A 24,216-nucleotide genomic window follows, 5' to 3' on the forward strand; every position below is an offset into this window, starting at 1 on the left:
GGCCACCGGTCCACCGTTCCGGCGCGGTCACTCCGGCGCGGTCACTCCGGCGCGGTCCACTCCTCGTACGCGGCGTCCCGGACGTCCGCCGCCGGGTGCTGGCGCAGGATCCGCAGCTGGGTGCGCCAGGGCGCGGCCCACTCCGTGCTCCGGCCGCCGGCCACCGTGAGCGCGACGGCGAACAGCCCCTGCGCGGGGTCTCCGCCGGACGCGGTGAGCCGGCCCGCCACGGTGAGGAGGACGTCGGGATCCGTACCCCCGTGCCGCCGCGCCGCCACCAGGTGGCCGAGGAGGGTGCGGGCGGTCCTGGCGGCCAGCGCGGGCCGGCCGTCGTGCAGGGCGGCGAGCCGGACGAGGCCGGTGTGGAGGGTGTCGGCTTCGGTGGCGTACGGGTCGACGGCCCGGACCAGGAGGGCGGCGGCCTGCGGCACGGTGTCGCGGTGTACGGCGAGGCGGTCCGCCGCCCCGACGAGCACGGCGCGCTTCGTCCCGGTCGGGCTCGTGTGCCCGCCGGACAGCGCGCGCACCAGGTGGACGAGGCGCTGGCGGCCCGGCCGGTCGCGGTCGGCGCCCGCGTCGTCCGCGGTGTCGTCGGTGGCCAGCAGGGTGAGCGTCCGGTTCAGGGCGTCGGCCGCCTCCGGGGTGACCGACGCCGCGTGGACGAGCGCGTCCGCCGCGTCGGTCCAGCCGCCCCGGCGGTCGAGGTCGGTGACGGCGGCAAGCAGCACCTCGCTCGCGCCGTGGGCCCAGGGCAGCCAGTGGGCCAGCACGCGGTGGGCGGCGGCGGCCAGTTCGGGGTCCCCGGTGGTGCTCACCTCCTGGACCAGCCGGGCGAACCGGGCCCGGTGCCGCTCCGGCAACTGGTGGGGGACGGTACGGAGTACGGCCCCGCGCAGGGCCGGGGTGTCGCTCCGGGCCGCGTCGGCGAGCACCTCCCAGATCCGTTCGCTGCCGAGCAGCACGTCGGCGACGGCGACGCAGGCGGCCCGTACGTCGGGGTGCTGGCCGGGCTCGCCGTAGGCGCCGGCGACCACCTCGGCCGCGCGCTCCAGCGGCAGCCGGACGGCGGCGAGCCGCACCATCTCCTTGCGGCTGGTGACCTTTCCGGTGCCGGGTGCGGTCCGTGCGGCGAGGACTCCGGCGAGGCGGGACGGGCGGACGTGGCGCGAGGCCCGGCTCGCGGCGAAGACGGCGACCCGCGCCCTGTCCCCGCCGACGTGGTCGAGCAGTTCGTCCAGCGCCTCGGCGGGACGGTCGGTGCGGCCGAGGGCGGCGAGCGCGGTCTCGGCCAGCAGGACGTCCGGGGAGCCGGCCCGTTTCCGCAGCGCTCCGGCGCCCGCTCCCGGTACCGCCGCCAACTGGGCGACGGCCCCCGCCCGGGTCCACAGCGGCAGCTTCCTGTCGCCCGCCGCCTTCTCCAGTCCGCGCAGGGCGGCCTTCTGCTGCCGGGGCACCCAGCGGACCGCCTCGCGGCCGATCGGCAGCGTACGGTCGGCCTCGCGCGTGGCGAACCTGCCGGGCGGCACCGGCGCGCCGAGCACCCGGTCCAGCAGATCGGTGCGGCGCGCGGTGACGACGCGCCGGACTACGGGGAGGACGACGGCGGAGCGGTCCCTCTCCAGGACCTGCGCGACGCGTGCGTCGCGCTTCCGTACCGGCCGCAGCCACAGGGGGATCGCCCCGCGGGCGGTGTCCGTGTTCCCGTAGCGGACGGCCTGGCGGAGCAGCTCCTGGAGTTCGTCCATGCCCTCGGCCCGGCGGCCGACGGCCTGGGCGAGCGCCAGCACGAGCCCGTAGTCCGACTTGTCGGCTCCTGCCTCCAGCCAGGGCCGGAGCGCTTCGAACACCAGGTGTTCCTGCCCCTTGCGCAGGGTGCGGTCGAGCCGTCCCAGGTCTGCGGCGCCCGTGGTGCCGGAGAGCCGGACGAGGGTGCGCAGGGACCAGCTGACGAGCGCGCGGCGGCCGGTGACGGCGTGCTCGCGCAGGACGGCCACCGCGAGGGAGGAGAGGAAGGAACGGGTGGCGGCGGAGGAGTCGCGGGCCTCGACGGCGTCGGTGGCGACCCGGTCGAGCAGGGGCTCCGAGGCGGCCGTGAAGAGGGCGGGCGGGGTGGCGAGGAGGGCGCACAGTGCGGCGGTGCGCACGGGTTCCTGTTCGTTGCGCAGCCGCCCCATGTCGTCGAGTACGGCGTGGACGGTGGCGGGTTCACCGGAGCGTCCGGCGTTGCGGATCAGCAGGCTCCAGGCCGTCGCGCGGTCCTCGGCGGCCGGCCGCCGGGTCGCGGTGAGGAGGCGTTCGCGCACCTCTTCGGGCGGCAGGTAGGACTCGGCGAGCAGGACGGTGTCCCAGGGTTCGCCGTGGGCGCGGGCCCATGCGGCCATGCTCCGGGCGGTCGCGGCGACCCGGTTGCGCGGCAGGGCGCCGAGCACGGCGGCATCGACGGCCGTTCCGGTGGTGCTGCCGGTGTCCCGGCCGGTGACGGACCCGTGGAACGCGGCCCGCCGGCCGGGCGGCAGGGCGCGCATCAGCCGGGCGAGTGCGGCGGAGTCGTCCCTCAATGTACGGCCGAGCGCGATCAGTTCCTCTTCGGGCGCGGACCGGGCCAAGCGGCGCAGCAGGACGCCGCTGAGGACGCCGTGCCGGGGGAACTCCGTCCGGCCGGGGCCGAGGAACAGGCGTACGAAGCGTCCCGGGTCGGCGTCGACGAGCGCGCCGAGGTGACGGCGGAGGGCGAAGGGGAGCCGGGCGGGCGGGTACGTCTCCAACAGGCCGAGGACGCGGTGCGGGAGGCGGTCCGCCGCCGTCGCGACGCCCCGCACGCACTCGGACGACCACCAGCGGAGGTCGCGCCGGTCCTCCGGAAGTGCGGCGAGTTCGCGGGCCGCCTGGTCGAGGTAGGCAGCGGGGTGGTGGCGCCCCAGCGAGGACCAGCAGGCGGCGGCGTGGAAGAGTTCGGGCAGCAGCGCGGCCACGGTCTCCGGGGAGCAGCCGGGCAGTATCCGGGCCGCCTCCGCATCGCCCCAGGTGCGGCGCAGGGAGACGACCAGCCGGTCGGCGAGGGCCGTGCGGCGGCTCGCGACGACCGCCCGGATCAGCCGGAGCCGTACGGCGGCCGACGCGTCGGCCAGCGCCTCCTCGAACACCGAGTCGGGCACGCCGAGCCCGTCCGCCACCCGCAGTGCCTGGCCGCGGACGAAGGGGTCCTCGTCGGCGATACGCCGGGCCACCCACTCCCGGTCTCCGCCGGCCGCCGCCGCGAGGACGGCCACGCCGCGTTCGTAGGGCTCACCGTCCTCCAGCTCCTCCAGCACCGGACGCAGCACACCGCTGTCGGCCAACTTCATGGCGCGGTGCGCCAGTTCCCGCATGCGGGCGGGGTACGGAAGCGGGTCGAGGCTGTCGAGCAGGGTGCAGGCCAGTACGAGGGGACGCTTCTCGGTCATGGAGGGATTCTGCCGCGCCCCCGCCGATTCCTCGCCACGATTTTACGGACCGTGACGCGCCCGGTCCGTTCGTACGCATCGCCAGAGCCCAGCCGTTCGTACGCGTCACCGGAGCCGGTCCGTTCGCACGCATTGCCGGAGCCGGACCTTCTCGCGCACCACAGGAGCCGCTCCGTTCGCACACATCACCGGAGCCGGTCCGTTCGTACGCACCACCAAGGCCGGTACGGGTGCCGGAAAGGAGGGAGCACTTCCTCCCAAGTCACCTCACATCGACCGGAGTTCCGATGTGATTACTACGGCGGCGTTTCGGGCTCATGGCGGGACCACCGAAACGCTGGCGCGCCCGGGAAGGCCGGACCAGACTGACGCGCGCACCTCGGCGAACCCCACATCCCCCGAGAAGGCCCCCACGCCCATGCCCGCTCCCCCCTCCCCCGACGCACTCGCCCCCCTCCCGCCCCATGGGCCACGGAGGCGGTGCGCATGCTCCGCCATGTGACGCGGAAGATCGCAAGCTGGCTGCTGATGATCGCCGTGGCGACCAACGCGACCTACTTCTTGGCCAGTTGGTTTCTCGACCCGCGGTCGAACTTCAAGGAGCTGCGCCCCGTGCGCAGCGAGGCGCAGATCGACCGGGCCCTCGCGCCCTACAACCTGGACCCGCGGGTGCCGGTGGTGCACCGGTGGTGGGACTGGCTCACCTCGGTGGTGCTCCACTTCGACTGGGGGAAGTCCCCCACCGGCGTCCGGGTCAACGGGGAGGTCGGCTACCGGTCGCTGGTCAGCGCGGAGCTGGTGCTCATCGCGACGGTGCTGTCCGTGGTGGTCGGTGTGGGGCTCGGGGTGTACACCGCCTCCCGGCAGTACGGCTGGGCGGACCGGGTCTCGCAGGCCGTGTCCATCGCGGTGTTCAACGTGCCCACATCGGTCGCCGCGCTCGCGGTGGTCTTCGTCGCCATCTGGTTCAACCAGCACACGGGCGTGCACTTCCTCCCCGTGGCGGGTGAGAACTCCCCCGGTGTCGAAGGGCTGTTGCCGACGATCGGCGACCGCCTCCTCCATCTCGTCCTGCCGACGCTCACGCTGACCCTGATGGGTTACGTCGGCTACCACCTGACGCAGCGCTCGCTGCTGCTCGACACCATCGACGCCGACTTCGTGCGGACCGCCCGGGCCACCGGGCTCACCAGGGCCCAGGCCGTCCGACGGCACGCGCTGCGGGCCGCCCTCATCCCCACGGCGACCTCCGTGGCGTTCAGTGTCCCGGCCCTCTTCACCGGCGCCGTCATCACCGAGACGATCTTCGGCTGGAACGGCATGGGGCGCTACTTCATCCAGACCATCAGCAAGAACGACGTGCACGGCGCGGTCGCCACGGCCGCCTTCGCCGCGGCGCTGACCGCGATCGGGGCGATCCTCGCCGACCTCACCGTCGTCTTCCTCGATCCGAGAGTGCGGGTGGGCTGACGTGGCGGCAGACCTGACGACGGGGAAGGCCGCACCGCGCCCGCAGGCGGCGCCTCCCACGAAGGACGCCCGGCACCTCGGCCTGGCCCGGCTCCATCTGCGACGGTTCCTGCGCAACCGGCTGGCCGTCCTCGGCGTGGTGATCTTCGTGGCGCTGGTGCTCTTCAGCGCCTTCGGCGGCCTGTTCACCCCGTACGCGTACTCCGACGCCGACTTCGCGGCGCTCACCCAGGCCCCGAGCTCCGCCCACTGGTTCGGCACCAACCAGGGCGGCAACGACATCTACGCGTCCGCCGTGCACGGTCTCCAGCGCTCCCTGGTCATCGCGGTGAGCGTGTCGGTGCTGACCGTCGTGGTCGCGGCGGTCATCGGTTCCAGCGCCGCGTACTTCGGCGGCCGGACCGAGAAGGCGACGCTCGCCGTCATCCACTTCCTGCTGGTCGTCCCCAGCTTCCTCATCCTCGCCCTGGTCTCCCACCGGCTGGCCGGCGACTGGCGGGTCCTCATCGTCGTGCTGACGGTGTTCGGCTGGATGTCCACGGCCCGGGTGATCTGGTCGGTCTCGACCTCCCTGCGCGAGAGGGACTTCGTCACGGCGGCGGAGTTCATGGGGGTCCGGCCGCTACGCATCATCCTGCGCCACATCATCCCCAACCTCGGCTCGCTGCTGATCGTCAACCTGACGCTGGGGGTCGTCGCCACCGTGCTCAGCGAGACCGCGCTGTCCTTCCTCGGGTTCGGCGTCCAGACCCCCGACGTCTCGCTCGGCACCATGCTCGCGGACGGTGCCGGAGCCATCACCAGCGCGCCCTGGCTCTTCGCCTTCCCGGCGGGCCTGGTCGTGCTGCTGACCGTGTCGATGACGTTCGTCGGCGACGGGCTGCGGGACGCCCTCGATCCCACGTCCGCGACCGGTGCGGCGGGAGGCCGACGATGACCCTCACCACTCCGCTGCCCGGACCCGTGCCGCCCACCGCCGCCACCCCCGTGCTCTCGGTGCGGGATCTGCGGATCTCCTTCCCCTCCGAGGCCGGCCGGGTGGAGGCGGTGCGCGGGGTCGGTTTCGACCTGCTGCCGGGCCGTACGCTCGGGATCGTCGGCGAGTCCGGCTCGGGGAAGTCGGCCACCGCGATGGGCATCATGGGCCTGCTCCCGCCCACCGCCGAACTGCGGGGCCAGGTGCTGCTGGGCGGGCGGAACCTGGTCGGGCTCGGGGACAAGGAGCTCTCCGGCGTCCGGGGCAAGTCCATCGGCATGGTCTTCCAGGACCCGCTCTCCGCCCTCACCCCGATCTTCTCCGTGGGCCGGCAGCTCTCCGACGCCCTCCGGGTCCACCAGGACCTGTCGAAGCGCGCCGCCCGGGAGCGGGCCGTGGAGCTGCTCGACCTCGTCGGCATCCCGGATCCACGTGAGCGGGCCACGTCCTTCCCGCACGAGTTCTCCGGCGGGATGCGCCAGCGCGTCGTCATCGCGCTGGCGATCGCCAACGAGCCGTCCGTCCTCGTCGCCGACGAGCCCACCACCGCGCTCGACGTCACCGTGCAGGCCCAGATCCTCGACGTCCTGCGGCTCGCCCAGCGCGAGACCGGTGCCGGGCTCGTCCTGATCACCCACGACCTCGGGGTGGTGGCCGGTCACGCGGACGAGGTCGCGGTGATGTACGCGGGCCGCATCGTGGAACGGGCGGGCGTCGACGAGCTGTTCCGGCGGCCGGCCATGCCGTACACCGCGCGGCTGCTGGCCGCCGTACCGACCGTGGACAGCGGGGTGCACCGGCCGCTCCTGCCGATCGCCGGGGAGCCGCCCGCCCTGGTGGGCCTCCCCACCGGCTGCCCCTTCGCGCCCCGGTGCGCGGTCGCGCTCGACGCCTGCCGCGCCGACGAACCCGCCCTGCGGCACATCGGCGGGCACGGCGAGGTGGCCTGCCTGCGCGCCGAGGAGACGTACGGCGGCACCCTGGACCCGGCCGGGGACATCGTGCCCGTCGCGCCGCTCTCCGGAGGGCGCTCCGGCACCCCGTCCTCCGGCACACCGGGCACGGGCGAGGTCGTGCTGCGCGTGGAGGACCTCGTCAAGACCTTCCCCGTCACCAGGGGCGCGGTCCTCAAGCGCCGGGTCGGCACCCTGCGCGCCGTCAACGGCGTGGGGTTCGAGCTCCGGGCCGGCGAAACCCTGGGCCTGGTGGGCGAGTCGGGCAGCGGCAAGACCACCACGCTGCTGGAGATCCTCCGGCTGAGGCGGCCCGAGGGCGGCCGGATCGAGGTCGCCGGACGGGATCTCGCCACCCTCGGTTCCGCCGCCGCGGTACGGGAGTTGCGGCGTGACGTGCAGATCGTCATGCAGGACCCGTTCGGGGCCCTGGACCCGCGGCTCCCCGTCTCCGAGCTGCTCGCCGAGCCGCTGCGGGCGATCCGGCGGGACCGGGGGGCGATCCGCGCCCGGGTCGCCGAACTGCTGGGCCTCGTCGGCCTGGACACCGCGGTGGGCGACCGCTTCCCCGCCGCGCTCTCCGGCGGTCAGCGCCAACGGGTCGGTATCGCCCGGGCCCTGGCGACCGAGCCGAAGCTGCTGGTCCTCGACGAACCGCTGTCCGCGCTCGACGTCTCCGTACAGGCGGGGGTGATCAACCTGCTGGCACGGCTCAAGCGCGAACTCGGGATCGCCTACCTGGTGGTCGCGCACGACCTGGCCGTGATCCGGTACGTCTCCGACCGCATCGCGGTGATGTATCTCGGCCACGTCGTGGAGACCGGGGACACCGAGAGCCTCTTCGCCGATCCGCAACACCCTTATACCAAGGCCCTGTTGTCGGCGATCCCGGTGCCGGACCCCGGGCTGGAGCGCACCCGCGAGCGCGTCGTGCTCCAGGGCGAGCAGCCGAGCGCCACCCGGTTGCCCGCGGGCTGCGTCTTCGTCGACCGGTGTCCGCTGTACCGCCTCGCCGACGAGGGCGTACGGCAGCGCTGTCGTACGGAACGCCCCGCGCCGACGCGGGTGGCCGGGCGCCCCGGCCACAGCTACGCCTGTCACGCCGTCTGAGCACTCCACGGCCCCTGTCCGTCGCACCGGCCGGCCCCGACCGGACCCGCGTCGGCCCTCCGTCCCGACTCCCCCACCCCCGACTCCGAAGGAACCGTCCCGTCATGCGCGCACGACTGGCACTGCCGCTCGCCCTGATCGCCGCCATCTCCGTCACCGCCACCGCGTGCTCCTCCTCCGGGAAGGACACCCCCCGGGCGGACGAGAAGAACGTCCCGGCCGCCGCCTCGGGCGCCGCGGACTACAACCCGCAGCCGTACGACAAGATCAAGGACGGCGGTACGTACACGACGGTCGGGACCTTCGACGACCAGGGCAACCCCTTCAACGTCAACTCCACCCTGACCGCCGCCCGGGTATGGGCCTGGTACAACGCGGACGCGATCACCTACTCGCCGACCGGCGAGGTGCAGTACAACCCGGACTACTACAGCGATGTGAAGGTCGCCGTCGAGGGCGGCAACCAGAAGGTCACGCTGACGATCAACCCGAAGGCCGTCTTCAACGACGGAACACCGATCGACTGGACCGCCATCGAGGCGACCTGGAAGGCCAACAACGGCTCGGACAAGAAGTTCGCCGCCTCCACGGACGGCTACGACCGGATCACCTCGGTCGAGAAGGGGGCGGACGCCAAGCAGGCGGTCATCACCTTCAAGGGGGTCAACGCCTCCTGGTCGAGCCTGTTCACCACCTTCCTGCACCCCGAGGCCGCCACGGTCGCCCACTTCAACGACGCCTACGTGAAGAAGGCGCACCCCGAGTGGGGCGCGGGTCCGTACACCGTGGGCTCCTGGGACACCCACTCCGGCAACATCACCTTCGTCCGCAACCCGAAGTGGTGGGGCAGGAAGGGCAAGCTCGACAAGCGCGTCTACGTGAACCTGGAGTCGACCGCCGCGGTCAACGCGTTCAAGAACGGTGAGATCGACCTCGCCTCCGCCGTCGACGCGGAGAGCCTCAACCAGGTGAAGGGGCTGAAGGGGAGCGAGATCCGCAGCGGCGGCAGCCCCTTCGAGTACTCGCTGTACTTCAACACCAAGTCGGCCGTCCTCGCGGACGCGGAGGTCCGCAAGGCGGTCGAGGAGAGCATCGACCGCGCCCAGATCGCGAAGATCCAGTTCCAGGGGCTGGACTACTCCGAACCCCTGCCCGGTTCGGCCGTGCTCTACAGCTTCCAGAAGGGCTACCGGGACAATGTCTCCTCCGTGCTGACGTACGCACCCGAGGAGGCGAAGAAGTCGCTCGACGCGGCGGGGTGGAAGGCGGAGGCGGACGGCGTCCGGGCGAAGGACGGCAAGAAGCTCGAAATCGGCTACACGCTCCTCGGCGACGATCCGCTCGACAAGGCCCTCGCCGGTGCCTTCACGGCGATGCTGAAGCCGGTCGGCATCCACCTGGTCGTCAAGAAGGCCGACGAGGCGGACTTCGCCACCATCCTCAGCGACCGCAAGTTCGACCTCTTCCTGTCGGGCAACCGCTCGATGGACCCGTTCGGCGCGCGGTACCTCTGCGACTTCTACTGCTCGGACCGTGACTCCAACCTCACCGGTGCCGGCACACCGGCCCTGGACGCCGAGATCCGCGCCACCGCCGAGATCGCCGACCTCGACGAGCAGGTGGCGGCGGTCAACGACGTCGAGCAGAAGGCGCTGCGGGAGTACGCGTTCCTGCCGCTGTTCAGCGGCCCGTCGACGTACGCGGTGAAGAGCGGTCTCGCCAACGCCGGGGCGACCATCTTCCACAACCCGCTCCCGGAGACGGTCGGCTGGCAGAAGTAGGCAGCCCGCGGCCCCTGTCGCGACGGGCGCTTCCGGAGGAATCACCCCACGGAAGCGCCCCGGCGGGCCCGGGGAGGAGCCGGGTCAGGGGGGACCCGTGGGGTTCCTGTGAACCGCCCTAGACTGTGCCGCGTGAAACCTGCGATACGTCTCGCCGTCATCGGCGTCCCGGTCATCATCGTCCTCTCCCTCGTCTTCGGGGGTTCCGGCGACGAACTCCCCTCGGACACCGGGCAGCCGTCGGCGGCCAACGAGAAGCAGTCGGCGGCGGACATCCGCGCCGAGGAGGACGCCGAGATCGCGGAGCAGCCTCCGGGACTGGCGGACCCCGCGATGAAGGAGATCGCCTCGGAGCTGGTCTCCAGCGCGAACAGCTCCACGCTCGACTGGCGGAGCCGGTACGGGGCGATCGGGGACACCGGGGACGGCCTGGGCTACACCGCCGGGATCGTCGGTTTCTGCTCGGGCACCAGCGACATGCTGGACCTCGTGGAGCGCTACACCGCCGCGCACCCGGACAATCCGCTGGCGCCCTTCCTGCCGGCGCTGCGCAAGGTGAACGGCAGCGGGTCGCACGAGGGACTGGACCCCGGGTTCACCGACGCCTGGAAGCTGGCCGCACAGGACCAGGCGTTCCGCTCGGCGCAGGACGACACCCGTGACCGCCTCTACTTCGAGCCGGCCGTGCGGCAGGCGAAGCTCGACGGGCTGGGGCCCCTCGGCCAGTTCATCTACTACGACGCGATGGTGCTGCACGGGCCCGACGACAGCGCCACGGGCTTCTACGGCATCCGGGAAGCGGCTCTGGCGGACGCCGACACGGTGGCCGAGGGCGGTGACGAGGAGGAGTACCTCGACATCTTCCTGGACGCGAGCAAGAAGGCGATCCTGGCGAAGCGCAAGGGGCGCGACACCTCCCGGATCGACACCATGCAGATGAAGTTCCTGGACGACGGCAACTTCAAGCTGGCCACCCCGCTGGAGTGGCGGGTGTACGGGAAGACCTTCCGCATCCCGGCCGCCTGAGGCCCGCCGCGGCAGAGCGCTCCGGCGGCTCCCCGGTCAGGCGCTCGCGCGGCCGGAGCGGCGGAGCCGGTCGCGCTCGTTCTCCGACATGCCTCCCCAGACGCCGAAGCGTTCGTCGTTGGCGAGGGCGTACTCCAGGCATGCGATCCGGCCCTCGCAGGCGAAGCAGAGCCGCTTCGCCTCGCGCGTCGAGCTTCCCGGTGCGGGGAAGAAGAACTCGGGACCGGTCTGGGCGCACAGGGCCGATTCCTGCCAGGCGAGTGCGTCCTCGGTGGTGGTGTTGATCAGCATGCGCCCAGCATGCCGCCCGTCAATAAACATCCGTTGAACGATCACTTCTGGCCACGCCCTCGGCCGGTGCGGGAACGGGGCGTCGACGGGGGCCGCGACGGCGACCCCGGCCGTGATCCGCCGGACATCACCCAGGGCGTTTCAGTCCATCGGCGCGGGCTTGATGACGGCGAAGGAAGCCCCGTACGGGTCGGTGACGTTGGCCATCACGCCGACCTTCTCCATCTCCATCGGCCCGAGGGTGACCGCTCCGCCTAGCCGGACCGCGTCGCCCAGCACCACCTCGACGTCGTCCACCGAGAAGTACGGCAGCCAGTGCGGGCCCGACCGCGCCTCGCTCGGCACCTCGTCCAGACCGACCAGCCCGCCGAAGAACGCGGCCTCGTCGCCCTCCGTACCGGCCGGGCGGATCATCGTGTAGGTGCCGCCGGGGAACTCGGTGGCCTCCGCGTCCCAGCCGAAGACGCTTCCGTAGAACGCCTTCGCCGCCTCCACGTCCGGGGTGTAGAGCTCGGACCAGATCAGCGTGCCCGGCACCTGGGTCGCGCCGAGTCCGGGGTTCTGCTTGGGCTGCCAGGAGCCGAAGTAGGCGCCCGCGGGGTCGGTGAACCCGCCCATCCTGCCGTACTCCAGCACGTCCATCGGCGCGAAGGGAACGTTTCCGCCCCCGGCTTCGACCGCGCGGGCGGTCGCGTCCACGTCGGGCGACTGGAAGTACACCGACCACGTCGGCTTGGCCTGTTCGTCGGTGACGGTCATCGCCCCGGCGACGGTCCGGCCGTCCAGGGTGTACATCCCGTAGCCGCCGGTCTCGGGGCCGCCGGGGACCAGGTCCCATCCGAACAGGCCCCGGTAGAAAGTGGTGGCTCCGTCGAGGTCGGGTGTGCCGAGGTCGATCCAGTTCGGGGCGCCCGGGACGAAGGTCGGGTCGAGCATGGCGCTGCGCTCCTCCAGCGGGGCCCGTTGACGCCCCGCTTGACTCGTCAGTGCAGGTCGTGGTCGTGGTCTCGCGCAGGGATTCCCTGGCCATTCGAGTCTGCCACCGGTGGCCGGACGCCGCAGTCCGCGGACGGCCGGCCGGAGGAGGAACGCCCGGCCCGCACGATCCGGTCTCCGCCGCCGGGGCGGTGGCCGCCCTCCCACCGGGCGCTCGTGAAACCATGGGGGCCCGCGGGACCCCTGCGTGGTGTCCCGGGACGGGCGGGGCGGCGGGCGGGACAGAGGGACGTACGTACATGCCACAGGACGGCACCACGGGCACCGGGGCGGGCGCCAGGAGGACGGTCCGGCCGCTGCTCGCGGACGCGGACGCGCTGCTGGCGGCGGCCCGCGCGGTGCCCGCCGACCACGACCGCGCGCTGGACGCCGTACGCTCCGTGCTCGACCCCCTCGTCTCCTCCCTGGTCGGCCGGGAGCTGGAGGCGATCCCGGTCGCCCGGCTCCGCGACGTGACGGAGGGGCGGCTGCGCATCACCGCCTTCGAACAGGCCGGGTTCCGCACGGTCGGCGCGGTGCGCACGAGCAGCCGGTACGAGCTCCGGCGGCTGCCCGGGGTCGGGGCGCAGACCGCGGACCAGGCGCTGGCCGCCGCCGAGCAGCTCGCGCACGCGGTCCGCGACACGGTCGCGGTACGGCTCGACGCGGACGCCCCGGACCCCGCCACCGGCGCGCTGGTGGTGGCCCTGCACCGGCTGGTCGAAGCGGGCCCCGACGCGCGGCGGGCCCGCGAGGCGGCGGTGCGCCTGATCGGGCGACTGGCGGAGCCGGTGGCCTCGGCGGCACCGGCCCGAGGGCGGCTGCGCCCCCTCTTCCTCGGCCGGGAGGCGCGCGGACGGGTCGCGGCGGCGGTGGAGACGGTGCGGACGGTGCTGGTGGAGGCCGAGGAGCAGCGGCTTCCGCTCCTTTTCGGCCAGGTGTGCGTCGATCTGCTGCGGGCCGACGAGCCGGAGGCGTCGGCCTGGGTCGACTTCGAGCTGCGGTCGGCCGAGTACTACGGTCTGCTCGCCGAGTTGTCGGGCACCGGCCCGGACCGGGAAGCCGCCGAGGGGTTCCTGCCGTCCGCGATCGCGGACCGGGTACGCGGGCTGCGGCTGGACGACTCGCGGTTGCGGGTGTCGCTGCGCGGCTACCAGTCGTTCGGGGCCCGGTTCGCGCTCGCCCAGAAACGGGTGGTGCTCGGGGACGAGATGGGTCTGGGCAAGACGGTGCAGGCCATCGCGGCGCTGGCGCACCTGGCGGCGGGCGGCGGGAGCCACTTCCTGGTGGTGTGCCCGGCGAGCGTGCTCGTCAACTGGACGCGCGAGATCCGCGCCCGCTCCACGCTGGGCGTGCTGCCGGTCCACGGCCCCGACCGGAACGACGCGTTCGGTGAGTGGCTCCGCTCGGGCGGGGTCGCGCTCACGACCTTCGACGCGCTCCACGCCCTGCCCGAGGCGGAGGCGGCGGGCGTGCGGCCGGCGATGCTCGTCGTGGACGAGGCGCACTACGTGAAGAATCCCGGCACCCGCAGGTCGCGGGCGGTCTCGGGGTGGGCGGACCGGGCCGTGCACGTCCTCTTCCTCACCGGCACGCCGATGGAGAACCGGGTGGCGGAGTTCCGTAACCTGATCCGCCTGCTCCGCCCCGAGCTGGCGCCCTCGGTCGACGGCGTGCAGGGCGCCGCCGGTTCCCTGGCCTTCCGTCGCGCGGTGGCGCCCGCCTATCTCCGGCGCAACCAGGAGGACGTGCTCCCCGAACTGCCCGCCCTGGTACGGGCCGACGAGTGGGTGGAGTTCAGCGAGGCCGATCTGCGCGCCTACCGGGCGGCGGTGGACGACGGCCACTTCATGCGGATGCGCCGGGCCGCGTACGCGGTGCCCGAGGCGTCGGCGAAGCTGGCGCGGCTGCGGGAGCTCGTCGCCGAGGCGGCCGGCAACGGGCACAAGGTGGTGGTGTTCTCGTACTTCCGCGAGGTGCTGGCGACCGTCCGCGAGGCCCTGGGCGATGGGGTGTTCGGGCCGGTCGCGGGGAACGTCGCGGCGGGCCGCCGGCAGGAGCTGGTGGACGCGTTCGGCGCGGCGCGCGGGCACGCGGTACTGCTGAGCCAGATCCAGGCGGGCGGCACCGGGCTGAACATGCAGGCCGCCTCCGTGGTCATCCTCTGCGAGCCGCAGATCAAACCGACCCTGGAGCACCAGGCCGTGGCCCGGGCGCACCGGATGGGTCAGATACGCGGCGTCCAGGTGCACCGGCTGCTCACGGCGGACAGCGTCGACCAGCGGATGATGGCGCTGCTGGCCCGCAAGGACCGGGCGTTCGACGCGTACGCCCGGCGCAGCGATGTCGCCGAGGCGGTGCCGGAGGCCGTGGACGTGTCGGACGGGGCGCTGGCCCGGCTCATCGTGGAGGAGGAGCAGCTGCGCCTCGCGGCGGTGTCCCCCACCGACTGAGCGCGACGGCGTTCAGCCGGACGCGGCCGCGTGCTCGGCGGGCTTGGGGCGGCCGCCGGGGTGGCGGTGGCGCCAGGTCCAGAACACGGCGCAGGAGACCAGGGCCCAGACGCCGAGCACCAGGTAGGGAAAGAGGAACTGGTGCCCGTGGTAGTAGACGGCGGTGTGCTGGGCGTTGACCGAGGCGCCGGGGGGCAGCCAGCGGCCGATGTGCCCGAGCAGCGACGGCAGCAGCGGCCAGGAGACGGCGCCGCCGGACGACGGGTTGCCGAGCAGCACCATGACGCCCCAGGTCGGGAGCATCGCCCAGCGTCCGATGAGGGTGTTGAACATGGTGAAGACCATGGCGCTGGTGAACATCGTGAACGCCAGGATCAGCCAGGACTGGAGGAACGGCAGGTCCAGTGCGCCGAGTCCCCAGTCCACGACGGCGGCGATGGCGAACGCGCCGAACAGCGCGTGGGCGACGGTGAAGAGGATGCGTTCGGGCGGGGTCAGGCTGCGGGCGTGGACGCTGAGCTGGATGGCTCCGACGAAGCCGAGGATGACCGCGGCGAGCGAGATGTAGAAGAGCGCGAGTCCGCGCGGGTCGCCCGGCTGGAGCGGTTTGACGTCCCGGACGATGACCGGCACTCCGATCTCCTTGCCCACCTTCTCCCCCGCCTCGGCGAGGAGTTGGGCCACGGAGGCGCCGGAGGCGGCGGCGACGTCCAGGTGCACCCGGTCGTTGTCCGCGCGCAGGATGGTGAAGACGCGTTGTTCCTGGAGTGCCTCGTCGGCCTCGGCCATCGTGTCGTACTCGTGCAGGACCAGGGAGGTGTTGAGGGCCTTCTCCATCCCCGCCACGAACGCGGTGCCGCGCGGCGAGGCGGGCTCGCCGATCACGGCCGCCGGAATCCGGTGCGGGGTGGGGTTGGCCATGGCATAGGTGTACGAGCCGGCGAAGAGGCCCGCGGCGGCGGCGAGGATGAACAGCAGCACGGTCGCGGGGAAGTACGGCGACTCCTTGAAGGCGCGCCACTTGTCCCGCGCGGTGGAGGGCCGGCCGTGCGCGCCGTGCGGGGCGCGGCCGGGCGCCGCGGTGGCTCCCCCTGCGCCGTCGGGGGTGGCTCCCCCACCGTCGTCGGCTCCCTCCGGCGGCGTGCGCTCTCCGCTCACCCGTCGGTCTCCGGTTCCTCGTCGTGCCGGGCGCGGCTGGGCTGCACGCGCTTGGGCTCGCCGGGCATCTTGGGGTACTCCGGCGGATAGGGCAGGTCGCCGTGGCCGTGTTCCCGCTCGTCGCGCGCGGCGAGTTCCAGCAGCAGGTCGAGGCGGAAGGCGTGCTGGTCCATGTCGGCGTGGACGTCGCCCACCTTCGCGTACCGCTGGGGCATGGTCCTGATGTCGAAGTCGCGGGGCTCGGCGTCGTCGATCTCCTCCCAGCGCAGCGGGGCGGAGACCGGGGCGTGCGGGAAGGGGCGTACGGAGTAGGCGGAGGCGATGGTCCGGTCGCGGGCGGTCTGGTTGTAGTCGACGAAGATCCGCTCGCCGCGCTCCTCCTTCCACCAGGCGGTGGTGACCCGATCGGGCATCCGCCGCTCCAGTTCGCGCCCCACCGCGATGGCGGACCGGCGGACCTCGGTGAAGGTCCACTCGGGGACCAGCGGCACGAAGACGTGGATGCCGCGACCGCCGGAGGTCTTGGGCCAGCCGCGCAGTCCGTGCTCCTCCAGGACGATGCGGAGTTCGTGCGCGGCTTCGACGGCGTCGGCGTAGTCGGTGCCGGGCTGCGGGTCGAGGTCGATGCGCAGCTCGTCGGGGTGGTCGGTGTCGGTGTTCCGTACCGGCCAGGGATGGAAGGTGAGGGTGCCGAGGTTGGCGGCCCAGAGGACCGCCGCGAGACCAGCGGGGCAGATCTCGTCGGCGTGCCGGCCGCTGGGGAAGGAGATCCGGGTGGTGGGGATCCAGTCGGGCACCTTCTTCGGCGCCCGCTTCTGGTAGAAGAACTCGCCCTCCACGCCGTCGACGAAGCGCTGGAGGGTGGTGGGACGGTCGCGCAGTGCGCGGGTGATGCCGTCGCCCACGGCGAGGAAGTACTCCGCCACGTCCCTCTTGGTGTAGCCCTTCTCGGGGAAGTACACCTTGTCGGGGTTGGACAGCCGCACCGGCCGCCCGTCCACGTCGAGTTCCACCGCAGCTCCCATGTCGGCCACCGTAGGCGGGGTACGCAAATGCCGCATATCGAAGGACGGGCGGTGGGGTTTCGCGCAGAATCGGGACCATGGACCTGCCGGTGATGCCCCCTGTGAAGCCGATGCTCGCCAAGTCCGTCGCCACGATCCCGCCGGGCATGCAGTACGAGGCGAAGTGGGACGGTTTCCGGGCGATCGTGCACCGGGACGGGGACGAGGTGGTGATCGGCAGCCGTACCGGCAAGCCGCTGACCCGCTACTTCCCCGAGCTGGTCCCGGCGGTCCTGGAGTCGCTGCCGCCGCGCTGCGTGATCGACGGGGAGATCGTGCTCGCGCACGGCGGGCGCCTCGACTTCGACCGGCTCAGCGAGCGCATCCACCCGGCGGAGTCCCGCGTACGCCTCCTCGCCGAGCAGACCCCCGCGTCCCTGGTCGCCTTCGACGTGCTGGCCCTGGACGACCTGTCGCTGCTCGGCACCCCGCAGGCGGACCGGCGTACGGTGCTGGAGGCGGCGCTCGCGGGTGCGGTGCCCCCGGTCCACCTCGCCCCGGCCACCACGGACCGGGAGGTCGCGCAGCGGTGGTTCGACCAGTACGAGGGCGCGGGGCTGGACGGGATCGTCGCCAAACCGCTCGACCTGCCCTACCGGCCCGACGCCCGCACCATGTTCAAGATCAAGCACGAGCGGACCGCCGACTGCGTGGTGGCGGGCTACCGCGAGCACAAGAGCGGCCCGGTCGTCGGTTCGCTGCTGCTGGGGCTGTACGACGACGGGGGCACACTCCAGCACGTCGGTGTCTGCGCGTCCTTCCCGATGAAACGCCGGGCCGAACTCGCGGACGAGCTGTCGGTGTTGAGGACCCCGGCCGCAGAACACCCCTGGGGCGCCTGGGCGGACGCCGAGGCGCACGAGGGTGCCCGGCTGCCGGGGGCGCCGAGCCGGTGGTCGGGGAAGAAGGACATGTCGTGGGTGCCGCTGCGTCCGGAGCGGGTCTGCGAGGTGAGGTACGACCACATGGAGGGCGACCGGTTCCGTCACACCACGCAGTTCAGCAGGTGGCGCCCCGACCGCACCCCTTCCGGCTGCACGTACGGGCAGTTGGAGGAAGCCGTGCGGTACGACCTCTCGGAGGTGCTGTCGGGGGCGGGGTGAGGCGGGTCTCCGCTAGTAGTGCTTCGTTACCTTGAGTGATCTTTCCTGGTGGTGGGCATCCTTCGAGTGTGAAACTGGGGGATGTCGAGCGGCTCCGGGGTGAGTTGGCGGACTTCGTGGGTGATGTGTTCGGGTCGTTGCCGCGGCGGGATCAGCGGCGGTGGGGTGCGTGTTATCTGCGGGGCCTGATGTTGGACGGTCGGCGTAAGTCGATCCAGCCGATGGCGGAGCGGTTGCCGGACGGGAACATGCAGGCTCTGCAGCAGTTCGTGAATCAGTCGCCGTGGGATCCGTTGCCGGTGCGGCAGCGGATCGCCCGGAGACTGTCCGAAGCGATCACACCACAGGTCTGGGTGATCGACGACGTGTCGTTTCCCAAGTGCGGCCGGGCCTCGGCCGGGGTGGCCCGTCAGTACTGCGGAGCCCTGGGGAAGCGGGCGAACTGCCAGGTCGCGGTCAGTGTCCACGCCGCCACCGATACGGCGTCGTGTCCGCTGGACTGGCAGTTGTATCTGCCCCGTGAGTGGACGGACGAGCCGGGCCGCTGCCACCGGGCGGGCATCCCCGACGGCACCGTCCATCAGGAGAAATGGCGGCTCGCGCTCGGGCTGCTGGACAACGTGACCGAGTGGGGGCTAAAAGCCCCGGTGGTGGTCGCCGACGCGGGCTACGGCGTGAGCACTCCCTTCCGCCACGGCCTTCAGGAACGCGGCCTGTCCTATGTGCTGGCACTGACCGGGAAGGAAGTCGCCCACGAGCTGAACATCGAGCCGCACCAGCCGGATTACGGAGGACTTGGCCCCCCGACGCTGGCCCGATACCGCACGGCGCCGCGAGCACTTACCGTCCACGCTGCCGAGGCCGCTGCCGCCGACCACTTCACCGAGGTGGCCTGGCGACAGGGCAGTAAAGGCGCGATGACCTCACGGTTCGCGGTCCTGACGGTTCGGACGGCGGGCAGGCAGTCCCTGGCCGCCGCCCAAGCCGCAGGCGGCGGACGCAACCGCTGGGACGGAGTCCTACCCACTTCCACCGTCCTGGTCGAGTGGCCTGCCGATCAGGAGACCCCGACGGGTTTCTGGATATCGAACCTGCCGCCCGAGACACCTGTCGCCGAGCTGGTGCGGTGGGCGAAGATGCGCTGGCGCATCGAACACGACTACCGCGAACTCAAACACGGTCTCGGTCTGGACCACTTCGAAGGCCGCACCTGGCGCGGCTGGCACCACCACGTCACCCTCGTCACCGCCGCCCAAGCCTTCCTCACCCTCAGGCGGCTCGACCCAAAAGTACCCACGCCGGCCTGACCCTCTACCAGATCCTGGACCTCCTCCAGAACCTGCTGAAGGGCTGGACCGGCACCTGCACCACCTGCAACCGACCCCTACCCCGCAACCGAACCAGACACAGATCCAGAACCTAACGAAGCACTACTAGTGGAAAGCGTCCCGGGGCGGGAAGAGCCGCCGGATCTTGTCGGCGGCGTGATAGTCCTCCCCCACACCCTCGACCAGCGCGACCATGGAGGTCGCGTGCTCGGTGCGGAGCGGCAGGATCGCCTGGTAGGCGGGCGACTCGTACCACTCCTGCGCGGCGGTGAGGCCGGGGAACTCCAGCACGACGAGGTCGCCGTCCCACTCCCCCTCGTACGCGGCGAGCCGTCCGCCATGCACCAGAAAGCGACCGCCGTACGGAGCCATCGTGGCCTCGATCCGCTCGATGTACTCCGCGATGTCCGGGCCGAGTTCGACGTTCCTCAGGTAGCCGATCGCGTAACCGCGCGGCGGCGTGGTCATGCCGGCACCTTGTCCAGGAAACCGCGCACGTCCTGGATCCGTCCGGACTCGTCCAGCACGAGGACGTCGAAGCCGATCACCAACGGTTCGGCTCCCGGGAGGCCGAGGCCCCAGCGGAACCGCAGCTGCCGGTGGTGGGCGTCCACCTCTCCGACCTGGGTGAACACCAGCCCCGGGAACTGCTCCCGGACGCCGTCGATGACCGCCGCGATCCCCTCGTGGCCGGAGACCTCGGCCAACGGATCGGTGTACGTCACCTCGGGCGACCAGTGCTCGGAGAGCAGCTTCGCCGTCTCCTCGCCGCTCGCGTTCCAGGTGGCCAGGTAGTGCTGGACCGTGTCTGCGGCGCCTGCGGTGCCTCCGGTTTCTGTCGTGACTGTGGTGCCTGCGGCGCCTGTCGTGACTGTGCTGTCTGCCATGTCCGTCTCTCCGTTCGTCCGGTTCGGCCGATGCCGGAATCCTGGCCCGGGCGGGTCGGCCGATCCATGACCCCGGAGGTCATGGCCCCTCGGACGCACGCTTCTAGACTCGCGAACATGAGGATCGCCATCGAAGGACCGCCGCCCGGCGCGCTGTTGCGGATGTGGCGTGAGCGACGCCGTTTCAGTCAGCAGGAGTTGTCCAACCACTCCCGGGTGTCCACGCGACACCTCAGCCGGGTGGAGACCGGCAGGGCCCACCCGACCCCGGAGATGATCGTGCATCTCTCCGAGAGCCTGGATGTGCCACTGCGGGACCGCAACCGCATTCTGCTGGCGGCCGGTTACGCACCGCACTATCGGGATCTGCCGTGGGACGACGTGTCGGTCGAGGTGGTGATGGACGGCCTGCGCCGACTTCTCGACGCCCATCTGCCCTACCCCGCGCTACTGTTGGACGATCACTGGGACATCGTCGACGCCAATGCCGCCGCGGAGGGCCTGCTGACGGGATGCGCGCCGGAACTCCTGGAGCCGCCGGTCAACGTGGCCCGGGTCTGCCTGCATCCGGACGGGCTGGCGGGCCGGATCGGCAACCTTGAGGAGTGGGGCAGCCATCTGCTGCGGCAGGTGGAACACCGCGCCGAGCGCACCCACGACCAACGCCACCACGCGCTCGCCACGGAGATCGCCCGATACCTCGACGGGACCGACGCCACCGGCACCACCGCCCCGGCCACGGGACCGGTAGTCACCCTCTCCATCGACGTGGGGGGAACCCCACTCCGGTTCTTCAGCACCTCCGCCACTCTCAGCACGGCCACCGATGCGGCCCTGGAAGGGCTGCATCTGGAGACCTTCCTCCCGGCCGACGAGGAGACCCGACGCCATTTCGGTGCTGGGGACCTGCGGACCGGATGACGGGCGGACCGGTGGCCTGCTCGGTCGCCGACTCGTGGGCGTGGCGGCCGCTTTGAGGGAGAACGGGGGCGGCCGTGGGACTGAGGAACCCAACCTGGATGCGGACGAGTCACATGGTTGATATGCCGGAGTCGGAGAAGTTGGTCATTTTCGGCCTGCCGACGCGATAGCCCAGCAGGTCAGGAAGGGTGCTCCCCGCGCGTGCGGGGATGGTCCCCGACGCCGACGAGCTGGAGTCAGCGATCGTGTGTGCTCCCCGCGCGTGCGGGGATGGTCCCGTCCAGGTGAAGCTGACCCTGTACGCCTCGGCGTGCTCCCCGCGCGTGCGGGGATGGTCCCACGCGCCCGACCACCCGCGACGTTGGCTGGGGGTGCTCCCCGCGCGTGCGGGGATGGTCCCAGGGTGCTGGGCCGGTACCAGGAGCTGAATCAGTGCTCCCCGCGCGTGCGGGGATGGTCCCTGGAGTCCCCCCGGGCCGGGGCCGGTGAAGCCGTGCTCCCCGCGCGTGCGGGGATGGTCCCACGGCGACGGACGGCACCTGGTACGCCGTGTGGTGCTCCCCGCGCGTGCGGGGCCGACATCGTCCGTCCCGGGGTGCGGAGTCCGTCCGCAGATGCCCTATTCCGCAGCCCCCTCAGTCGGATTCACGCACGGGTCCTCCGTCGCCTCGGGGTCCTCGGAAGGGTCGGCGGCCGGGTCCGTGCAGGTGGGCTCGGGGTCGGTGGTGGCCGGGGCCGTGGGTTCCGTGGTGGCCGGGTCCGTGGGGTCGGGGGTGCCGGTGTCGGTCGGGTCCGGGTCGGGCGTGGTGCCGGGGTCGGGCGTGGTGCTCGGGTCCGGGGTCGTACTGGGATCCGGCGTGGTGCTCGGATCGGGCGTGGTGCTGGGGTCCGGCGTGGTGCCCGGGTCCGGGGTCGTGCTCGGGTCCGGGGTGGTGCCGGGGTCGGGCGAGCCGGACGGGGTGGGGGTGGGTGAGGTGGACGGGCGGGGGCTGCCGGAGGGCTGGGGGCCGATGATGATGGTGCCGGGGCCGCCGACCGGGGCGGACGGTTCGGTGGGGCCGCCCGCGCCGGGAGTGGTGGGCAGGGGGCCCTGGCCGTCCGGGACCGGGTGGGCTCCGTCGCCGTAGTAGGCCATCCAGGACAGCACCGTGCGCAGATAGGTGTCCGAGTGGTTGTAGCTGAGGATCGCGCGGTCGAGGTCGGCGCCGACGGAGAGGTTGCGGGTCCCGGCGCAGAGGTAGCGGCCTGCGGCGAGCGTCGCGTCGTAGACGTTGCTGGGGTTCCGGAGGCCGTCGCCGTTGCCGTCCTGGCCCCAGTGGGCCCAGGTGGACGGGATGAACTGCATCGGCCCTACGGCCCGGTCGTAGGTGCGGTCGCCGTCGTAGGCGCCGTTGTCGGTGTCCGGGATGTTGGCGAACCCGGCACCGTTCAGGACCGGGCCCAGGATCGGGGAGAGGGTCGTACCGGCCTTGTCCACCCTGCCGCCGGCGGCGTGCCCGGACTCCACCTTGCCGATGGCGGCGAGGAGTTGCCACGGCAGCCGGCAGGAGCCGTCGGTCCGGGCGACGGTGGCCTCGGCCCTGCGGTACGCCGCGAGCACGGTCGACGGGATGCCGGCTTCGGCCCAGGCGCGGACGAGGGCGGGGGTCTGCTTCACGCCCGGTTTCGGTGGCGTCAGCGGGGCCGGTGACTTCAGGGGCGGCAGTTCGGTGTGGTACGAGTCGTCGTTGGGCACGTGCGTCCAGACCACCTCGTCGGTGGCCACGTTCTTCGCCTCGTCCTGGTGCGCGACGCCCACGTAGCCCGGTGCCTGCGAGGCCGTGAGTGCGGCCATCGCGGCGACGGCCGTGGCCGTGCCGGTGATGCCGCGCCGCATGGAGCCGTTGAACCTCATCTGTCCGTCTCTCCCCGGGTCACTGGGTGAAGGTGTCGATGGCCGCGATCTGCCAGCGGCCGTCCTTGCGGACGGCGTCCACGGCGAACATGGCCGCGGCGTAGGTCGTCTCCTCCTTGGCGCCGGTGCGGGTGTTGCTCTGGTCGGCGAAGACGAGGAGCCTCGCCCGGTCGCCGTCGAGCCGCTCGACCGCGCTCTCGGTGACGGTCGTGGTGAGGACGAGCTTCTGTTTGGGGGCCTGCTCCCTTACCTGGGCGAGCATGTCCTGGTGCTGCTGCACCGCCTTGCCGGTCAGGTAGGTCTTGGCGGCGCGGTCGGACTTCTCGGTGGAGGCGTAGTCGTAACTGAAGACGGCGCCGACCGCCTCGGTGATCTGCCCCTTGACCTCGCTGGTGCGGGCGATGTCGGTGAGCGCGGTGTTCCGGCGGCTCGGGTCGTCGCGCAGGGTGGCGGCGGAGGTGAACGCCCAGGCGGCGAAGACACCGAGCAGCACGGTGAGTACGCAGAGGAGGGCGGGGAGGCTGATACGGAGGCGGCGGGTCCGGCTCTCCGGGGACTCGGTCTCCGCTTCGGCCTCCGACTCGGTCTCCGCCTCGGCCGGGGAGCGCTCGTCCTCGTCCTCGTCGGCTGCGCCGGACGGCTCCGGATCGTCGGCGACAGCCGTCGCGTTCGCTTCCTCGGCGTCCGGGGAGGTCGCGTGGGGCGCCGTGGCGCGGTCGGCGGCGACGGTGGCCAGTCTGCGCTGCCGGTTGACGAGGTGACGGGTCGTCGACATGTCCGGGGTTCCTCTCGGGGTGGGGCGGGGTGGCGGGAGTGGAGGCGTCAGCCGGCGGTGTTGCCGACGGGGGCCTGGCCGAGGGCGCTGAGCTTCCACCCCTGGGAGGTCCGGGTGAGCTGGCCGAGCATCCGGCTCTCCTTCACCGCCGGGTCGCCCTCCGGCGCGGTGACGGTGACGCGCAGGGCCACCATCAGGCTCGCCTTGCCGGCCCGTTCGTCCAGTTCGGTCACGGCGCCGGAGAGCACCTGGGCGGTGCTCTTCGTCTTCGCCGTCTCGATCTGCTTCACGAACGCGTCGCGTCCGTCGACGAGTTGCTGGTGGAGGTCTCCGGTCGTGGAGTCCTCCCAGCTGTCCAGGCCCTCCTGGAGCCGGGAGTGGTCGAGCGTGTTCATGTTCTGCACGGCCTGCTCGCCCGCCGCGAGGGCGTCGTCGCGGGCCTGTGCGTACGAGGCGGAGTCGTCGTGCGCCGCCGTGTACCAGGACCAGCCGCCCCAGCCCGCCGCGACCGCCGCCACGAGTGCCAGCGCACTCGCCGCCCGCACCAGCGGGTTCGTCGCCTTGATTGCCCGTGCCATCGCTGCCTCTCCCCTGCCGGGCTCCGTGCG

At 72.3% G+C, this 24,216-nt stretch carries 19 protein-coding genes and 1 CRISPR repeat array; of the genes, 9 read left to right on the top strand and 10 right to left on the bottom strand.

Annotation, left to right across the window (positions count from 1 at the left end; genetic code table 11):
* Positions 1–41: 41 nt before the first annotated feature.
* Complete coding sequence (locus tag ACWCWD_RS23885; RefSeq protein WP_450775388.1) at positions 42–3,443, bottom strand: hypothetical protein; 3,402 nt, start codon at positions 3,441–3,443, stop codon at positions 42–44.
* A 486-nt stretch (positions 3,444–3,929) separates the two neighbouring features.
* Between ACWCWD_RS23885 and ACWCWD_RS23890 the strand changes: the two genes are divergently transcribed.
* The 5 genes from ACWCWD_RS23890 to ACWCWD_RS23910 all read left to right on the top strand — a co-directional run bounded on the left by ACWCWD_RS23890 (position 3,930) and on the right by ACWCWD_RS23910 (position 10,759).
* On the top strand, positions 3,930–4,913 hold the full coding sequence (locus tag ACWCWD_RS23890) for an ABC transporter permease (RefSeq protein WP_450775389.1): 984 nt from the start codon (positions 3,930–3,932) through the stop codon (positions 4,911–4,913).
* Between the two features lies 1 nt (position 4,914).
* A complete protein-coding gene (locus ACWCWD_RS23895; protein ID WP_450775391.1) occupies positions 4,915–5,850 on the top strand; it encodes an ABC transporter permease in 936 nt (311 codons plus the stop codon).
* The gene (locus ACWCWD_RS23900; protein WP_450775393.1) at positions 5,847–7,952 is read left to right on the top strand and encodes a dipeptide ABC transporter ATP-binding protein; all 2,106 of its coding nucleotides are present in this window, start codon (positions 5,847–5,849) and stop codon (positions 7,950–7,952) included. The genes ACWCWD_RS23895 and ACWCWD_RS23900 overlap by 4 nt, the downstream gene beginning before the upstream one ends.
* A gap of 104 nt (positions 7,953–8,056) precedes the next feature.
* A complete protein-coding gene (locus tag ACWCWD_RS23905) occupies positions 8,057–9,733 on the top strand; it encodes an ABC transporter family substrate-binding protein (RefSeq protein WP_450775395.1) in 1,677 nt (558 codons plus the stop codon).
* Between the two features lie 132 nt (positions 9,734–9,865).
* Positions 9,866–10,759 (top strand): chitosanase, encoded by an 894-nt coding sequence (locus tag ACWCWD_RS23910; protein ID WP_450775397.1) that lies wholly within the window; start codon positions 9,866–9,868, stop codon positions 10,757–10,759.
* 36 nt (positions 10,760–10,795) lie between these two features.
* Here the strand turns inward: ACWCWD_RS23910 and ACWCWD_RS23915 are convergent, their stop codons facing one another.
* On the bottom strand, positions 10,796–11,050 hold the full coding sequence (locus ACWCWD_RS23915; RefSeq protein ID WP_450775399.1) for a WhiB family transcriptional regulator: 255 nt from the start codon (positions 11,048–11,050) through the stop codon (positions 10,796–10,798).
* A gap of 141 nt (positions 11,051–11,191) precedes the next feature.
* On the bottom strand, positions 11,192–11,986 hold the full coding sequence (locus ACWCWD_RS23920) for a VOC family protein (protein WP_450775401.1): 795 nt from the start codon (positions 11,984–11,986) through the stop codon (positions 11,192–11,194).
* 299 nt (positions 11,987–12,285) lie between these two features.
* Between ACWCWD_RS23920 and ACWCWD_RS23925 the strand changes: the two genes are divergently transcribed.
* Positions 12,286–14,478 carry a DEAD/DEAH box helicase gene (locus ACWCWD_RS23925; protein ID WP_450775403.1) on the top strand — a complete coding sequence of 731 codons (2,193 nt, stop codon included), beginning with the start codon at positions 12,286–12,288 and terminating at the stop codon, positions 14,476–14,478.
* Positions 14,479–14,490: 12 nt separating this feature from the next.
* Here ACWCWD_RS23925 and ACWCWD_RS23930 read toward each other — a convergent pair whose 3' ends face one another.
* Together ACWCWD_RS23930 and ligD are read right to left on the bottom strand one after the other, a co-directional pair.
* Positions 14,491–15,636 (bottom strand): ABC transporter permease, encoded by a 1,146-nt coding sequence (locus ACWCWD_RS23930; RefSeq protein ID WP_450775405.1) that lies wholly within the window; start codon positions 15,634–15,636, stop codon positions 14,491–14,493.
* Positions 15,633–16,661 (bottom strand): non-homologous end-joining DNA ligase, encoded by a 1,029-nt coding sequence (gene ligD, locus ACWCWD_RS23935; RefSeq protein WP_450775407.1) that lies wholly within the window; start codon positions 16,659–16,661, stop codon positions 15,633–15,635. Before ligD ends, ACWCWD_RS23930 begins: the two co-directional genes overlap by 4 nt.
* A 77-nt stretch (positions 16,662–16,738) precedes the next feature.
* Between ligD and ACWCWD_RS23940 the strand changes: the two genes are divergently transcribed.
* Positions 16,739–17,803: an ATP-dependent DNA ligase gene (locus tag ACWCWD_RS23940; RefSeq protein ID WP_450775409.1), complete on the top strand. Its 1,065-nt coding sequence runs from the start codon at positions 16,739–16,741 to the stop codon at positions 17,801–17,803.
* A gap of 68 nt (positions 17,804–17,871) precedes the next feature.
* On the top strand, positions 17,872–19,110 hold the full coding sequence (locus ACWCWD_RS23945) for an IS701 family transposase (RefSeq protein WP_450775411.1): 1,239 nt from the start codon (positions 17,872–17,874) through the stop codon (positions 19,108–19,110).
* A gap of 126 nt (positions 19,111–19,236) precedes the next feature.
* On the opposite strand, the gene ACWCWD_RS23950 is transcribed toward ACWCWD_RS23945, so the two are convergent.
* Positions 19,237–19,599, bottom strand: coding sequence for a DUF1330 domain-containing protein (locus tag ACWCWD_RS23950; RefSeq protein WP_450775413.1), 363 nt, complete (start codon positions 19,597–19,599; stop codon positions 19,237–19,239).
* Entirely contained in the window at positions 19,596–20,018 is a 423-nt protein-coding gene (locus ACWCWD_RS23955) for a nuclear transport factor 2 family protein (RefSeq protein ID WP_450775415.1), read from the bottom strand. Before ACWCWD_RS23955 ends, ACWCWD_RS23950 begins: the two co-directional genes overlap by 4 nt.
* A 117-nt stretch (positions 20,019–20,135) precedes the next feature.
* Between ACWCWD_RS23955 and ACWCWD_RS23960 the strand changes: the two genes are divergently transcribed.
* Positions 20,136–20,939: a helix-turn-helix domain-containing protein gene (locus ACWCWD_RS23960; RefSeq protein ID WP_450775417.1), complete on the top strand. Its 804-nt coding sequence runs from the start codon at positions 20,136–20,138 to the stop codon at positions 20,937–20,939.
* 188 nt (positions 20,940–21,127) lie between these two features.
* A CRISPR array of direct repeats spans positions 21,128–21,461; the repeat unit is 29 nt; unit sequence GTGCTCCCCGCGCGTGCGGGGATGGTCCC.
* A 97-nt stretch (positions 21,462–21,558) separates the two neighbouring features.
* Here the strand turns inward: ACWCWD_RS23960 and ACWCWD_RS23965 are convergent.
* From ACWCWD_RS23965 to ACWCWD_RS23975, 3 genes are read right to left on the bottom strand one after another with little or no spacing between them, the layout of a single operon-like run.
* Positions 21,559–22,833 (bottom strand): hypothetical protein, encoded by a 1,275-nt coding sequence (locus ACWCWD_RS23965; protein ID WP_450775419.1) that lies wholly within the window; start codon positions 22,831–22,833, stop codon positions 21,559–21,561.
* 19 nt (positions 22,834–22,852) lie between these two features.
* Positions 22,853–23,608, bottom strand: coding sequence for a hypothetical protein (locus tag ACWCWD_RS23970; protein ID WP_450775421.1), 756 nt, complete (start codon positions 23,606–23,608; stop codon positions 22,853–22,855).
* A 47-nt stretch (positions 23,609–23,655) separates the two neighbouring features.
* A complete protein-coding gene (locus ACWCWD_RS23975; protein WP_450775423.1) occupies positions 23,656–24,186 on the bottom strand; it encodes a hypothetical protein in 531 nt (176 codons plus the stop codon).
* Positions 24,187–24,216: the final 30 nt, after the last annotated feature.

Source organism: Streptomyces sp. NPDC001493, assembly GCF_053597235.1.